This window comes from Shinella sp. 20P9.1.1 (assembly GCF_057798995.1).
This window is the reverse complement of sequence record NZ_JBYOLC010000013.1, coordinates 41,075-55,637: the sequence shown is the minus strand read 5'-3', so window position 1 is coordinate 55,637 and position 14,563 is coordinate 41,075. Positions and strand designations below refer to the sequence as shown.

At 63.6% G+C, this 14,563-nt stretch carries 14 protein-coding genes; 5 read left to right on the top strand and 9 right to left on the bottom strand.

Annotated elements, in window-relative coordinates; translation table 11 throughout:
• The first annotated feature begins 20 nt into the window (after positions 1–20).
• The 3 genes from AC27VQ_RS20880 (at position 21) to AC27VQ_RS20870 (ending at position 1,629) form a co-directional block, all read left to right on the top strand.
• Positions 21–506: a tellurite resistance TerB family protein gene (locus AC27VQ_RS20880; protein ID WP_488717801.1), complete on the top strand. Its 486-nt coding sequence runs from the start codon at positions 21–23 to the stop codon at positions 504–506.
• A 3-nt stretch (positions 507–509) separates the two neighbouring features.
• Positions 510–1,226, top strand: coding sequence for a glutamine amidotransferase (locus tag AC27VQ_RS20875; protein ID WP_488717800.1), 717 nt, complete (start codon positions 510–512; stop codon positions 1,224–1,226).
• A gap of 112 nt (positions 1,227–1,338) precedes the next feature.
• The gene (locus tag AC27VQ_RS20870) at positions 1,339–1,629 is read left to right on the top strand and encodes a YggT family protein (protein WP_117371263.1); all 291 of its coding nucleotides are present in this window, start codon (positions 1,339–1,341) and stop codon (positions 1,627–1,629) included.
• A gap of 80 nt (positions 1,630–1,709) precedes the next feature.
• On the opposite strand, the gene ppa is transcribed toward AC27VQ_RS20870, so the two are convergent.
• A complete protein-coding gene (gene ppa / locus AC27VQ_RS20865) occupies positions 1,710–2,243 on the bottom strand; it encodes an inorganic diphosphatase (protein WP_488717799.1) in 534 nt (177 codons plus the stop codon).
• A 125-nt stretch (positions 2,244–2,368) separates the two neighbouring features.
• Here ppa and AC27VQ_RS20860 point away from each other — a divergent pair, with 125 nt between their 5' ends.
• The gene (locus AC27VQ_RS20860) at positions 2,369–2,983 is read left to right on the top strand and encodes a hypothetical protein (RefSeq protein ID WP_488717798.1); all 615 of its coding nucleotides are present in this window, start codon (positions 2,369–2,371) and stop codon (positions 2,981–2,983) included.
• Positions 2,984–2,986: 3 nt separating this feature from the next.
• On the opposite strand, the gene AC27VQ_RS20855 is transcribed toward AC27VQ_RS20860, so the two are convergent.
• The 4 genes from AC27VQ_RS20855 to AC27VQ_RS20840 form a co-directional block, all read right to left on the bottom strand.
• Positions 2,987–3,493: a GNAT family N-acetyltransferase gene (locus AC27VQ_RS20855; RefSeq protein ID WP_313527957.1), complete on the bottom strand. Its 507-nt coding sequence runs from the start codon at positions 3,491–3,493 to the stop codon at positions 2,987–2,989.
• A 206-nt stretch (positions 3,494–3,699) separates the two neighbouring features.
• On the bottom strand, positions 3,700–5,526 hold the full coding sequence (gene typA, locus AC27VQ_RS20850; RefSeq protein ID WP_313527959.1) for a translational GTPase TypA: 1,827 nt from the start codon (positions 5,524–5,526) through the stop codon (positions 3,700–3,702).
• A gap of 134 nt (positions 5,527–5,660) precedes the next feature.
• Complete coding sequence (locus AC27VQ_RS20845) at positions 5,661–7,223, bottom strand: alkaline phosphatase D family protein (protein WP_488717797.1); 1,563 nt, start codon at positions 7,221–7,223, stop codon at positions 5,661–5,663.
• Positions 7,224–7,541: 318 nt separating this feature from the next.
• Entirely contained in the window at positions 7,542–9,602 is a 2,061-nt protein-coding gene (locus AC27VQ_RS20840) for a M3 family metallopeptidase (RefSeq protein WP_488717796.1), read from the bottom strand.
• A 379-nt stretch (positions 9,603–9,981) separates the two neighbouring features.
• On the opposite strand from AC27VQ_RS20840, the gene AC27VQ_RS20835 reads away from it, so the two are divergent.
• Positions 9,982–11,103, top strand: a complete 1,122-nt coding sequence (locus AC27VQ_RS20835; RefSeq protein ID WP_488717795.1) for a DUF475 domain-containing protein — start codon at positions 9,982–9,984, stop codon at positions 11,101–11,103.
• A 117-nt stretch (positions 11,104–11,220) separates the two neighbouring features.
• Here AC27VQ_RS20835 and AC27VQ_RS20830 read toward each other — a convergent pair whose 3' ends face one another.
• The 4 genes from AC27VQ_RS20830 to AC27VQ_RS20815 form a co-directional block, all read right to left on the bottom strand.
• Complete coding sequence (locus tag AC27VQ_RS20830; protein ID WP_199564225.1) at positions 11,221–11,385, bottom strand: hypothetical protein; 165 nt, start codon at positions 11,383–11,385, stop codon at positions 11,221–11,223.
• A 153-nt stretch (positions 11,386–11,538) separates the two neighbouring features.
• Positions 11,539–13,056: a tripartite tricarboxylate transporter permease gene (locus tag AC27VQ_RS20825; RefSeq protein ID WP_488717794.1), complete on the bottom strand. Its 1,518-nt coding sequence runs from the start codon at positions 13,054–13,056 to the stop codon at positions 11,539–11,541.
• A gap of 14 nt (positions 13,057–13,070) precedes the next feature.
• A complete protein-coding gene (locus AC27VQ_RS20820; RefSeq protein WP_313527970.1) occupies positions 13,071–13,565 on the bottom strand; it encodes a tripartite tricarboxylate transporter TctB family protein in 495 nt (164 codons plus the stop codon).
• On the bottom strand, positions 13,562–14,506 hold the full coding sequence (locus tag AC27VQ_RS20815; RefSeq protein ID WP_313527972.1) for a Bug family tripartite tricarboxylate transporter substrate binding protein: 945 nt from the start codon (positions 14,504–14,506) through the stop codon (positions 13,562–13,564). Before AC27VQ_RS20815 ends, AC27VQ_RS20820 begins: the two co-directional genes overlap by 4 nt.
• Positions 14,507–14,563: the final 57 nt, after the last annotated feature.

The following is a 14,563-nucleotide window of genomic DNA, read 5'->3' as shown; positions in this document are numbered from 1 at the left end:
GGAACGGGGCTAAACCATCGATGTTCGAACGCTTGCAGCAGTTTCTGGCGAGCCTTTCCGGCGGCGACAGCAAACCGGCCTTCGCCGCCGACGATCCGCGGGTCGCGGTTATGGCCCTCTGCATCCAGGTGATGGAGGCGGACGGCCAGGTGCTGGATGTCGAGAAGAAAGCGCTGCACGACCATTTCAGCGAGCTTTACAGCGTCGATCCGGCGGAAATGGAGGCGCTGGTCGATGCCGGCGCCGATGCGGAGAGCGAGGCGATCGACTTCTTCCGCTTCACCTCCGAACTGAAGCGCCAGCTTTCAGAGGACCAGCGCATCGCGCTGATCGGCCTGCTCTGGGAGATCGTCTATGCCGATGGCGAACGCAGCGAGATGGAGGACCACGCCATCTGGCGTATCGCCGACCTGCTCGGCGTCTCCGGCCGGGAGCGCATCATGAAGCGACAGGAAGTGGCCGAACGAGTGGGCGCGGTGGCGCATGGGGAGCCGGACGAGGCCTGAGCCATGCTCGATTTCCCGCGAAAACCGCGTGCCAAACGCCCCGTTCTGATCGTGCTGCATCAGGAGACCTCCAGCCCCGGCCGCGTGGGGCAGATCCTGCAGCAGATGGGCCATGCGCTCGACATCCGCCGCCCCGTGCTCGGCGATCCCCTGCCGGAAACGCTTAGCCATCATGCCGGCGCCGTCGTGTTCGGCGGGCCGATGAGCGCCAATGACGACGAACCCTATGTGCGCCAAGAGATCGACTGGCTGAATGTGCCCCTGAAGGAGAACCGCCCCTTCCTCGGCATCTGTCTTGGGGCGCAGATGCTCGTGAAAAATCTCGGCGGCACCGTGTTCGGCCATACCGAGGGCTGGACGGAGATCGGCTGGTATCCGCTCGCTGCGACCGAGGCCGGCACCGCGCTGATGCCCTGGCCGGATATGGTCTATCAGTTCCACCGCGAGGGCTTCGACCTGCCCTCCGGCGCAACGCTGCTCGCCACCGGTCATCACTATGAAAACCAGGCCTTCCGCTATGGCGACAATGCCTGGGGCATCCAGTTCCACGGCGAACTGACGCTGGCCATGATGCACCGCTGGGTCGTGCGCGGCGCGCATCGCTTCGAGCTGCCGGGCGCCCAGACCGGCCGCCTGCATCTCGACGGGCGCCTGCTGCACGATGCGGCGCTGCGCCTCTGGATGACGTCCTTCCTCGACCGCATTTTTCACGAGGCCTGAGCGCCTCAAAAAATACCGGCACATTAAACATGTTACCGCACTGTCCGGCGCCGGCCTTGCTGGCAGGCCTTGCAATGGCTACATGTCGGGACGAAACCAATTGGAGACGTCAATGATAGCGGTCATCAACACCCTATTGTTCATCATCAGCATCGCATGGTTCCTGGTCATCGCCTCGGCGATCTTTTCCTGGCTCTATGCCTTCAATGTCATCAACGCGAACAATCAGGTGATCGCGACCATCGGCCGCTCGCTCTACCAGCTGACCGAACCGATCTATCGCCCGATCCGCCGCGTCCTGCCGAATTTCGGCGGCGTCGACCTGTCGCCGCTCGTCGTGCTGGTCATCCTGTTCTTCCTCGAACAGGTCATCCGCACGGTTCTGGCGCCCGCGGTTCTCTGACATTCGCTTTGACAAAAAAACCCTCCGGATCGCTGGCGACCCGGAGGGTTTTGTTTTGAGGCCCGAAAGCGCGCCTGCGCTTACTTCGAGGCGTTGTAGCGCTCGACGGCTTCGAGAATCATCTTCTTGGCCGTATCGACATTTTCCCAGCCGGCGATCTTCACCCACTTGCCGGGCTCCAGATCCTTGTAATGCGTGAAGAAGTGCTCGATCTGCTTGAGCGTGATTTCCGGCAGGTCGGTGTAGTTCGCGACCTTGTCGTAGCGGCGCGTCAGCTTCGGCACCGGCACGGCGATGATCTTCTCGTCCTTGCCGCCGTCGTCTTCCATGACCAGAACGCCGATCGGGCGCACATTGATCACGCAGCCCGGAACGAGCGGGCGGGTGTTGGCGATCAGCACGTCGATCGGGTCGCCGTCTTCCGACAGCGTGTGCGGCACGAAGCCGTAATTGCCCGGATAGGTCATCGGCGTGTAGAGGAAGCGGTCGACGACGAGCGCGCCGGCTTCCTTGTCCATCTCGTACTTGATCGGGTGGCCGCCGACCGGCACCTCGACAATGACGTTCACGTCTTCAGGCGGGTTCTTGCCAACGGAAATCGCATCGATACGCATGGGGGCTCCCTCAGTGAGATGCAGTGAATTCCGGGGCTTCCTAAAGCGAATCCCGCTGCGGCGCAACATGACTTTCGAATAGACGGACCGGATGTGCCGTCTTCCTTGCAACCGGAGGATTTTTCATGCGCCTGACGCCGCTTCTGCTTTCCGTCGCCCTTGCCGCATCCGCGGGCGCCGCCCGCGCCAACGAGAGCGCCTATACCGACCGGGACCTCGATGCCTGCAAGACGCTGTCCGAAGCGTCAGAGGAAGGCGAGAGCGTCAGCCTGCAATGCGCCGGCTACAAGGACCTTCCGGTCTATTTCAAGGAAGGCGATCTCCGGCAGAGCATCGCCTATGGCCCGGTCGGCAAGGCCTATATCGACGAAGCCTTCGAGACCTTCGGGCCGTTCAACCACACCGGCACCAAGATCGAATGGCGGCTTGGCGCAAAGGGCATGCCGGTCGCCACCATCGTGCGCTGGTTCGTCGCCGATCCCGAGACGACGGGCGAGGCCGATTCCAGGACGGGCCAGGTGCTCGTCGTCTCCACGGTGGCGACGAAGGACAATCCGACGAGCTGCGTCGTCGGTTATGTCGATGCGCTGGAGAACAAGGATGCTAACACACTCGCCCGCACGGTTGCGGATGAGGAGGCTGCGAACTTTGCCTGCGGCGTGAGCGAGCCGCAATGGCATGGGAAGCGGGGAAAGCTTGCGGGAGAACCGTCACGCACCCTGCCGGGTGCTGTCGAGTAGGCCTCAGGGCCAGACGAAACCGATCTTCTTCAGTTCCTTGTCGCCGAAATTCTCCATGCCCTCGGCAATGTCGCGTCCGCCGGCGGAGCGGAAGAAGCGGTCGGCATGTTCGCTGTCCTCAAGGCACCAGGCGATCATGCCGTTGCAGCCAAGCGACTTCAAAAGCCGCTGCGCCTCGCCGAACAGCAACCGACCAAGGCCGATGCCCTGGTATTCCGGGCGTAGATAGAGTTCGTAGATTTCGCCTTCCTGCGGCAGCGCGCGGGCGCGGTTGAGGCCGAGCGTGGCGTAACCGGCCACCGTGCCGGCGACATCGAGCACCAGCAGCGTCGCGGGGCCGCGGGTCGCCTTGCGCCACCAGGTCTCGTTGCGACGGTCGACCATCTGGTTGAGCGCAATATGCGGAATGAGGCCGCCATAGGCCTGCAGCCACGACACCCGATGCGTCTCGGATATCGCGCGCGCGTCCTGCGGCTCGGCGCGCCGCACATCGATCGACAGTGTCTTCATAACACCACTCTTATTCCCGCACCGATTCCACCGGAATCCCGCGCCTATACGAAGGCCTCCATTGCCCACAGGCGTGTTCCGGATGGCACGGGGAAAAGTTAACGCTTTTTTAACAAACGTCACAAGCCGTAAAACGATGGCACACACATGAAAAACCCCGGCCTTGCGACCGGGGTTCACATTTGTCCCGTTTCGGGAAGAAGCGCTTAGGCCGCGCCGGCAGCACGCTGCTTGTCGAATCGCTTGCGATCATTGGCGTCGAGGAACATCTTGCGCAGACGGATCGACTTCGGCGTCACTTCCATCAGCTCGTCGTCCTGGATCCACGACAGCGCCCGGTCGAGCGTCATGCGGATCGGCGGGGTCAGCTTCACGGCCTCATCCTTGCCGGCGGCGCGGATGTTGGTGAGCTGCTTGCCCTTGAGCACGTTGACCTCGAGGTCGTTGTCGCGCGAGTGGATGCCGATGATCATGCCCGCATAGACCTTCTCGCCCGGCTCGATGATCATCGGGCCGCGGTCTTCCAGGTTGAACATGGCGTAAGCCACGGCTTCGCCCGAACCGTTCGACAGCAGCACGCCGTTGACGCGGCCGCCGATGGCACCCTTGAAGGGCTGGTAGTCGTGGAACAGACGGTTCATGATCGCCGTGCCGCGCGTGTCGGTCAAGAGTTCCGACTGGTAGCCGATGAGGCCGCGGGTCGGTGCCAGGAACTTCAGGCGAACGCGGTTGCCGCCCGACGGACGCAGTTCCGTCATCTCGGCCTTACGCTCGGACATCTTCTGCACGACGATACCCGAATGCTCTTCGTCGACGTCGACGACGACTTCTTCGATCGGCTCCATGGTGTTGCCGTCTTCGTCCTTGTGCATGACGACGCGCGGACGCGACACGGCAAGCTCGAAACCTTCACGACGCATGGTTTCGATCAGAACGGCGAGCTGAAGTTCGCCGCGGCCGGAAACGTAGAACGAATCCTTGCCTTCGGCTTCTTCGATCTTCAGCGCGACATTGCCTTCGGCTTCCTTGAACAGGCGGTCGCGAATGACGCGGCTGGTGACCTTGTCGCCTTCGGTGCCGGCCAGCGGGCTGTCGTTGACGATGAAGGACATGGTGACGGTCGGCGGATCGATCGGCTGCGCCGTCATCGCTTCGGTGACCGAAGGGTCGCAGAACGTGTCGGCGACGGTGCCCTTGGAGAGGCCGGCGATGGCGACGATGTCACCGGCATGCGCTTCGTCGATCGCCGTGCGCTCGATGCCGCGGAAGGCGAGGATCTTCGAGATGCGGCCGGTTTCGATCAGCTTGCCGTCCTGGCCCAGAACCTTGACGGGCTGGTTGGACTTCAGCGTGCCGGATGCGATGCGGCCGGTGATGATGCGGCCGAGGAAGGGGTTGGCTTCCAGGATCGTGCCGATCAGGCGGAACGGGCCTTCTTCGGTGGTGGGCTCGGGAACGTGCTTCAGCACGAGGTCGAGCAGCGGCGCCATGCCTTCGTCCTTCGGGCCTTCCGGATTGAGGTTCATCCAGCCGTTACGGCCCGAACCGTAGAGGATCGGGAAGTCCAGCTGTTCGTCGGTGGCGTCGAGATTGGCGAAGAGGTCGAAGACCTCGTTCAGCACTTCCTCGTGGCGGCCGTCCGGACGGTCGATCTTGTTGATCGCGACGATCGGCTTCAGACCGACCTTCAGCGCCTTGCCGACCACGAACTTGGTCTGCGGCATCGGGCCTTCCGACGAGTCGACGAGAACGATGGCGCCGTCCACCATCGACAGGATGCGCTCGACTTCACCGCCAAAGTCGGCGTGGCCGGGGGTGTCGACGATGTTGATGCGAACGCCCTTCCATTCCACCGAGGTCGCCTTGGCGAGAATGGTGATGCCACGTTCCTTTTCGAGGTCGTTACTATCCATCACGCGTTCGGCGACGCGCTGGTTTTCACGGAAGGAGCCGGACTGCTTGAGAAGCTCGTCAACGAGCGTGGTCTTGCCATGGTCGACGTGCGCGATAATCGCGATATTGCGGATAGACATGGTTTAATCTCTGAGGTTCGGGGCGCGCAGGGTATAAGGGCGCCGTCTTCAATGGCCGGGCTCTTACATGTTTTTCCGCAAATGCGAAAGGGGCGGACCGCAACTCTGTTGCTCCGATGGCGCAGGGCTTCGCATCATGATGAACGCACGGGCGGCAGCACGACGCGCCAAAGCTCCTGATCCTCCCGGTCCATCAGCCGCACCGTCATCTCCTCGCTCGACCCGTTGATATCGACGAGACCGAAGAATTGCAGGCCGGCCGAGGGCGGCAGGTTGCTGTCGATGCCGCCCGAGGACGCCTTGATGAAGCGCACCTCCGGCCCGAAGGTCATGTCGAGCGGCTTCGGCCCATAGGTGCCGGAATGCAGCGGTCCGGAGACGAATTCCCAGAACGGATTGAACTCCTGGAATTTCGCCCGCGACGGGTCGTAGTGGTGCGCGGCCGTGTAGTGCACATCCGCCGTCAGCCAGACGACATTGTGAATGGCATTGTCGCGCATGAAGGAAAGGAGATCGGCAATCTCCCGCTCGCGCGCCGCCGGCGGGCCGTTCAACCCATCGGCCACGCCCTCGTAACCCAGGCTGTTGGCATAATCGTCCCAGATGACGAGGCCGAGCGGCATGTCGCAGGCGATGACCTTCCAGACCGCCTCAGAGGCGGCAAGCTCTCGGCGCAGCCAATCCGCCTGCCGCCAGCCGAACAGGCCGTTCTCCGTGCCGCCCTTGTTGGGGCTGCGATAGGAACGCAGGTCCACGAAGAACACATCGAGCAGCGGCCCGTAGCCGACCTTGCGAAAAATGCGGCCGGGTTCGGTGGGAAAGTAGCGGATCGGCGTCATCTCGTGGAAGGCGCGCCGGGCGCGCTGCTCGTAGATGCCGATATCCTTTTCCGGATAGCGCCGGTCGCCGGTCAGGTCGCTCGATTCCGACCAGTTGTTCAAAACCTCGTGGTCGTCCCACTGAAAGAAGGTCGGGCACTGGCTGTTGAAGGACAGCAGGTGCTCGTCGAGCAGATTGTATTTCCACTGGCCGCGAAATTCTTCGAGCGTGCGCGCCACGTTGCGCTTCTCGTCGGTGACGATACGGTTCTTCCAGATGCCGCCGTCACGCAGCGGGATTTCATCGGGGATCGGGCCGTCGGCATAGACCGTGTCGCCCGAATGGATGAAGAAATCCGGCTCGTGGCGCAGCATGGTCGAATAGGTCTTCATGCCGACATCGTCGATGCCCCAGCCCTGGCCTGCCGTATCGCCCGACCAGACGAAACGCACCGAGCGCTTGCGCATCGGCGCGGTGCGGAAACGGCCGACGACGGGCTCGGAGACGAGGTGGCTGGAATAGGGATCGTTTGCGGTAAAGCGATAGAAGATGTCCTGGTCCGGCAGGAGCCCTTCCAGCATCGCCTTAACGGCATTGTCGGAGGTGCCCATCGCCTTTTGAAGCGGCAGGCGCGTCACGTCGAGAAAACTGTCGGTGGTCGAATATTCGAGCGTCACCTCCGCCGGCCGGTCCGTGCGCGCCCAGACCATGCCGGAGGAACAATCGACATCGCCGGATTGCACGCCGTGCGAAAAGACCGGGCTGCCGTGACGCCGCGCATAATAGGGCACCGCCAGCGCCGAAGACGTCGCCAGCACACCGGCCCCTGCGGTCAAGAGAAACGAGCGCCGTGTCAGCGTCTCGGGAACAATCGCCATGCCACCTCCGGCCAAGCCCGCGAATCGACGGGCAGACCATCGGGCCGAGACATGTCAGTCCGGTAACGGCAGGATGACGGTTCACCCAAGCTTTGGTGACGGGAGAATGACGGGGGCGGACGAAGCCAGCGCCGTCTCCGACTGTATTTCTGCTTTAGCCACCACCCGCGCAGCCCAACTGACGTCATCCTCGGGCTCGACCCGAGGATCCACCGCCGCACCCGGAGCATGGATGGTCGGGTCAAGCCCGACCATGACGGAGGAGAGGTGGAGCCCCTACAGGAAACACCGACCTCAGGCGCCTTTCTGACAGACCGTTCAGGCCGCCAGCCCCTTCTTCTCCAGCATGGCCTCCGGCGTCGGCAGCTTGCCGCGGAAGGCCTTGTAGGCGTCCTCCGGGTCCACCGAGCCGCCGACGGCGTAGATATAGGTCTTCAGCCGCGCCGCCATGGCGGGGTTGAAGGCGTCGCCCGTTTCCGTGAAGGCGGAGAAGGCATCCGCGTCGAGCACTTCCGACCACATGTAGGAATAGTAGCCGGCCGAGTAGCCGTCGCCCGAAAAGACATGCTGGAAGTGCGGCGTCGCGTGGCGCATGACGATGGACTTCGGCAGGCCGATCTTTTCCAGAACCTCCGCCTGCACCGCCATCGGGTCCTCGACAGGCCCCCGCGTGTGGAACGCCATGTCGACCAGCGCCGAGGAGGTGAATTCCACCGTCGCGAAGCCGGAATTGAAGGTGCGGGCGGCGAGAACCTTGTCGAGCAGCGCCTGCGGCATCGCCTCGCCGGTCTGGTAGTGCACAGCGTAACGCGTCAGGATTTCCGGCACCGTCAGCCAGTGCTCATAGAGCTGCGAGGGCAGTTCGACGAAGTCGCGCGACACGCCCGTGCCGGAGACCGAGGGATAGGTGACGTCCGAGAGCATGCCGTGCAGCGCATGGCCGAACTCGTGGAACAGCGTGCGCGCATCATCGAGCGACAGCAGCGCCGGCTTGCCCTCGGCGGGTTTTGCGAAATTGCAGACATTGTAGATGATCGGGATCTCACCGACCGAACCGTTCGGCAGCGGCAGGCGATGCTGGCTCTGGTAGGAGCTCATCCAGGCGCCGGAGCGTTTGGAAGAGCGCGCAAAATAATCGCCGAGGAACATAGCGACCAGTCTGTCCTCGCGATCGCGGATTTCGAAGACCCGCACATCGGGGTGATAGACCGGCACGTCCTTCTTCTCGATGGCGCGGATGCCGAACAGCCGCTCGGCAACGTCGAAGCAGGCGTCGATGATCTTTTCGAGCTGGAGATAGGGCTTCAGTTCCGCTTCGGAGAAATTGAACTTCTTGGCGCGCAGCTTTTCGGCGTAGTAGCGCCAGTCCCAGGGCATGACCTCGTGGTTGCGGCCCTCGTCCGCGATGAGCGTGGCAAGCTCCGCCTCCTCCTCGCGCGCCCGCGCCACGGCCTTTTCCCAGACCTGCATCAAGAGGCCGTTCACCGCGTCCGGCGTCTTCGCCATGGTGTTGTCGAGCTTCAGCGCGGCAAAATTCGCGTAGCCGAGCAGCCCGGCCTTTTCCAAGCGGAGCGCAAGCGTGTCCTTCACGATGCCGCGATTGTCCGTCTCGCCGTCATTCTCGCCGCGCGCCACCCAGGCGCGGAACGCCTGCTCGCGCAGGTCCCGGCGGGCGGAGGAGGCAAGGAAGGGCTCGATGATCGAACGCGACAGGGTGACGGCATAGCGCCCGTCCTGCCCGCGGTCCCGCGCCGCCGACGCCATGGCGTCCTTCAGATAATCCGGCAGGCCGTCCAGCGCCTCGCCCTCGTCGAGGAAGAGCGCCCAGCTCTTCTCGTCGGCCAGCACGTTCTGCCCGAATTTCGCGCCGAGACCGGCCAGCGTCTCATTGATCGCCGAGAGGCGATCCTGTGCGGGCTTTGCAAGCTTGGCGCCCGATTTGACAAACCCCTTCCAGTGCCGCTCCAGCACGCGCACCTGCTCCAGCGAAAGGTTGAGGCCCGCACGCCCCTCCCACAGCGCATCGATGCGCTTGAAGAGCGCGGCATTGGTGCCGATCTTCGAATAGTGCCGCGACATTTTGGGTGCGATGTCGCGCTCCAGCGCCTGGATCGTGTCATTGGTGTTGGCGCCGGCGCGGCTCCAGAACAGGGCCGAGACCCGCGACAGCGCATCGCCGGCGATCTCCAGCGCCACGACCGTATTCTCGAAGGTCGGCACGTCGGGATTGCCGGCGATCGCGTCGATCTCCGCCTCATGGGCCGCTAGCGCCGCATCGAAGCTCGCCGCAAAGGCGTCGTCCCTTACGAGATCGAACCGCGGCAGGCCGTTGAGGCCGGTCCATTCGACGAGGGCGGGATCGATCGGCGTTTCGGTCATGGGAGATCCTTTCTGGCAAATCACTGTGCGGCGAATATAGGAACGGAGACGGGGCTTGGTACAGGGGAGCGGCACAAAAACCGGGAACAGAACCCCCGCTGCCGCGTTTGACCGGCTGCGGCACCCTGCCTCTTGACGCGGACGGCAACTTCGGTGAAAACAATCCGGTTCGCGGCCTTTTGACATCCTTGCCGCGACGAACCCTGGTGCCGGGCCCCTCTGGCGAGAGTTTTTACGGCGCTCTCGTGATGTCGGTACCGCCAGCAATTAGCCGGCGGATTCAAACGCACATGAACATCCTGACCATGCCTTACCCGCATGCCCGTCGTGGTATGCGCAATCTCACTTCCCGAACCTCCGTTGATATGGAGGCGCTGTCATGATCGGCAACGGCGAAGGCAAGACCACCCTCTCCTATCTCAAATGGGCCTTCATCTCGACGGTCATCGGCCTCGCGCTCGGCGCGTGGCTGGGCTGGCAGACGACCGGAACGATTTCCGGCATGGCGACCGTATTCTTCATCTGTACCGTTCTCGCGGTGCTGGAGATTTCGCTCTCCTTCGACAATGCCATCGTGAATGCCAACAAGCTCAAGGACATGACGCCGGTCTGGCAACACCGGTTCCTGACCTGGGGCATCGTGATCGCCGTCTTCGGCATGCGCATCGTGTTCCCGCTCCTGATCGTCGTCATCGCCGCCGGCATCGGCCCGATCGATGCGCTCATCCTCGCCGCCCGCGAGCCGGCGGAATACGCCCGCATCATGAACGAGGCGCATCTGCCCATCGCCGCCTTCGGCGGCACCTTCCTGATGATGGTCGGCCTCACCTACTTCTTCAACCATGAGAAGGACGTGCACTGGATCGGCTTCATCGAGAAGCACATGGCGCGCTCGGCGACCGTCAAGGGCATCGAGATCGCCTTCGTTCTGGCGCTGATCATCGGCTTCTCCAAGCTGCTGGAGCCGGCTGAGGCCAACACCTTCGTGCATGCGGCGGTCTATGGCCTCCTGACCTTCCTCGCGGTCGAAGTCGTCGGCGGCCTGCTCGATGCGTCGCAGAAGACCATGTCGGCAGCGGCAAAGGGCGGCCTCGGCGCCTTCATCTATCTGGAAGTGCTCGATGCCAGCTTCTCCTTCGACGGCGTCATCGGCGCCTTCGCGCTGACGCAGAACCTCTTCGTCATCGCCATCGGTCTCGGCATCGGCGCCATGTATGTTCGCTCGATGACCATCATGCTGGTGGAGAAGGGCACGCTTGCCGAATACCGATACCTGGAGCACGGCGCGTTCTATGCGATCCTGATCCTGTCGGTCGTCATGTACTGCCAGACCCTGGTGCACATCCCCGAGGTCATCACCGGCCTTGGCGGCGCGACGCTGATCGGCATCTCGCTGTGGTCCTCCATCCGCTATAACAGGCGGGAAAAGGAACTGGGGCATCATGCGGCCCCCCATGCCGGCGACCGCGTCGCCGCACAGCTTGGCGAGACCAAGGCTTAAAGACATTGGACCGGCCGTTTCGACGGCCGGCTTTTCTTTCAAAGCAACGCCAAAATACAGAAGGCCCGCTGGTCTTGCGACCAGCGGGCCTTTTTATCGGGAAATTCTCTTGTCGCGTTAGGAGCGCGGGAAGCCGGCGGGGTCGATGCCGAGCGTCTTGAGGTCGCGTTCCCTCGGGCGGCGGTGCCCTTCAACGGCCGCGGCGGCTGCGTTGGCAGCGCTCAGTACGGCGAAGGCCCGGCCGAAAAAGCCCTGGGCGAAGGAATTGCGGAGGGAGGTCATTGGAATGCTCGCTTTCTGTTTTAGCTTACGAGCACAAGATGATGTTTTAGGTCGAAAAGTACAACAGCCGGTTTGTCAGCCCAGCCATGCAACGAATGCAGGCCGGAAACGGGCGTTTCCGGCCTGCATTGTTTCAGCACCTCTGGGAAAGACTCAGTCCTCGTTGGCCGCAAGCTGCGAGAGAACTTCACCTCGGCCGCGGGCGCGCAGGATAAGCGGCACGGCGACGGCGAGGAAGGCAAGGCCGAAGAGCAGGACGGCGATCGGCGACATGAACAAAGCCGTCACGTCGCCCTGGCTGATCGCCAGCGCGCGGCGCAACTGCTGCTCGGCCATCGGCCCGAGGATCAGACCGACGACGACGGGCGCGATCGGATAGCCGAACAGCCGCATGGCAAAACCGAGCAGGCCGAAGGCGAGCAGCATGCCGAGTTCGAAGACCGACGGATTGGCGCCGATCGTGCCGAGCGTGGCGAAGACCAGGATGCCGGCATAGAGCCAGGGCTTCGGGATGCTGAGCAGCTTCACCCACAGGCCGATCAGCGGCAGGTTCAGCACCAGCAGCATGAAATTGGCGATCAGCAGGCTGGCGATGAGGCCCCAGACGAGCTGCGGATTGGTCGCAAACAGCAGCGGCCCCGGTTGCAGGCCGTATTGCTGGAAGCCGGCGAGCATGATGGCGGCGGTCGCCGAGGTCGGAAGACCGAGCGTCAAGAGCGGAACCAGCGTGCCGGCGGCCGATGCGTTGTTGGCCGCTTCCGGCCCCGCCACGCCTTCGATGGCGCCGTGGCCGAATTCTTCCGGATGTTTGCTCAGCTTCTTTTCCGTGGCGTAGGAGAGGAACGTGCCGATCTCCGCGCCGCCGGCCGGCATGGCGCCGATCGGGAAGCCGATCGCGGTGCCGCGAAGCCACGGTTTCCACGAGCGCGCCCAATCGTCCGCGTTCATCCAGACCGAGCCCTTTACGGCCTCGATCTTGTCCGGCTCGGAATCGCCCTTGGAGGCGATGTAGAGCGATTCACCGATGGCGAACATCGCGACCGCCAGCGTCGTCACTTCCACGCCGTCAAGAAGATCGGGAATGCCGAAGGACAGGCGTGTCTGGCCGCTCAGCTGGTCGATGCCGATGATCGCGAGCGTCAGGCCGACGAAGAGCGAGGTGAGGCCGCGCAGGGTGGAATCGCCGAAGGCCGATGAGACCGTCACGAAGGCGAGCACCATCAGCGCGAAATATTCGCGTGGGCCAAAGACCAGCGCGAGCTTGACGATAAAGGGCGCGATGAAGGCGAGCGCCAGCGTGGCGATGAGGCCAGCGACGAAGGAGCCGATGGCGGCTGTCGCAAGCGCTGGTCCGCCGCGCCCCGCCCGCGCCATCTTGTTGCCCTCGAGCGCCGTGACGATCGAGGCGCTTTCGCCAGGTGTGTTGAGCAGGATCGAGGCCGTCGAGCCGCCATACATGCCGCCGTAGTAGATGCCGGCGAACATGATGAGGGAGCCGGCCGGGTCAAGCTTGTAGGTGACGGGCAGGAGCAGCGCCACGGTGAGCGCCGGGCCGATGCCGGGCAGCACGCCGACGGCCGTGCCGAGCGTCACGCCGATCAGCGCATAGAGCAGGTTCATCGGCAAGGCTGCGACGGCAAGGCCTTGCAGGAAGAATTCGAATGTCGACATGGTCTGTCGCCCCTTCAGAAAAACAGGCGTTCGAGCGGCCCGGCAGGCAGAGATAGCTGCAGAAGCTTGGCGAAGATCACCCAGACGACGAAGGACAGCGCGATGCCGATGGGGATGGTCGCCCAGAGCTTGCGCCGGCCAAAGCCGCAGGCGGTGAGCGCGAAGAGCAGGCCCGTCGCGATCGAGAAGCCGGCCGGCTTGAGGAGCAGCATCTGCGCGGCGAGGCCCGCGACGAGACAGATGACCGGCATGCGGGCAACGGGCTCGCGCACCGGGAAATCACCGCGCCAGGCCTCGAAAATGGTCCAGATGCCGAGAATCACAAGGCCGATCGCGATCCAGTGCGGCACCGTGGCGGGGCCGATGGGCGCGACATTGCTGACGGCGGTGATGCGGGCGACATCCCACCAGATCACGGCGGCGACGATGAGGAGCGCGGGTCCGATGACCAGCGCCGCCCGGTCAGGGCGGCGCTTTCCTCGCGATTGGGAGGACGGGACCTCGCTCATTTGACGAGCCCGATGTCCTTGAGGATGCTTTCGGTAGCCGCGACATCCTTGTCGAGCTGCGCCTTGAAGGCGTCACCGGCGAGATAGGTATCCTGCCAGCCCTTGGTCTTCAGTATGTCCTTCCAGGCGGCGGATTTGACCATCTTCTCGATGTCGCCGTTGATCGCGGTCACCTGCTCGGCCGAGAGGCCGGGAGCAGCCGCCACCATGCGCCAGTTCTGGACGACGACGTCGAGGCCGCCTTCCTTGATCGTCGGCGCATCGATGCCTTCGATGCGCGCGTCGCTGGAAATGGCAATCAGGCGCAGCGTGCCGGCCTTCACCTGGCCTTCGAACTCGCCGTAACCGGAAATGCCCGCAGTCACTTGGTTGCCGAGAATGGCGGCCAGCGCCTCGCCGCCGCCGGCGTAGGCGATATAGTTGATCTTGGTCGGATCGACGCCAGCAGCCTTGGCGATCAGGCCGGCCGTGATGTGGTCCGTGCCGCCGGCCGAGCCGCCAGCCCAGGACACGGCGCCCGGATCGGCCTTCAGGGCCTTGATCAGGTCTTCCATGTTCTGGATCGGCGAGGCGGCGGGAACGACGATCGCTTCGTATTCGCCCGTGAGGCGGGCGATCGGCGTGACGTCCTTCAGCGAGACCGGCGACTGGTTGGTGAGGATCGCGCCGACCATGACATAGCCGCCGACGATGAGGGCGTTCGGGTTGCCGGAATTCTGGCTGGCGAACTGGGCAAGGCCGATCGTGCCGCCGGCACCCGGAACGTTCGTCACCTGCACGCTGCCGGAAATCTTCTCATCCTGCAAAACGGTCTGGATCGAGCGGGCCGTCTGGTCCCAGCCGCCGCCGGGGCCGGCCGGCGCGATGATCGAATAGTCGGCAGCAAAGGCCGGAAGCGCCATGGCGCCGGCGATAAGGGATGCCAGGAAGAAATGTTTCAAAGGTCTGTCCTCCGTCAGGCGCGGTTTTCGCGCACGTTTCCATGGCGGGGGATAGGC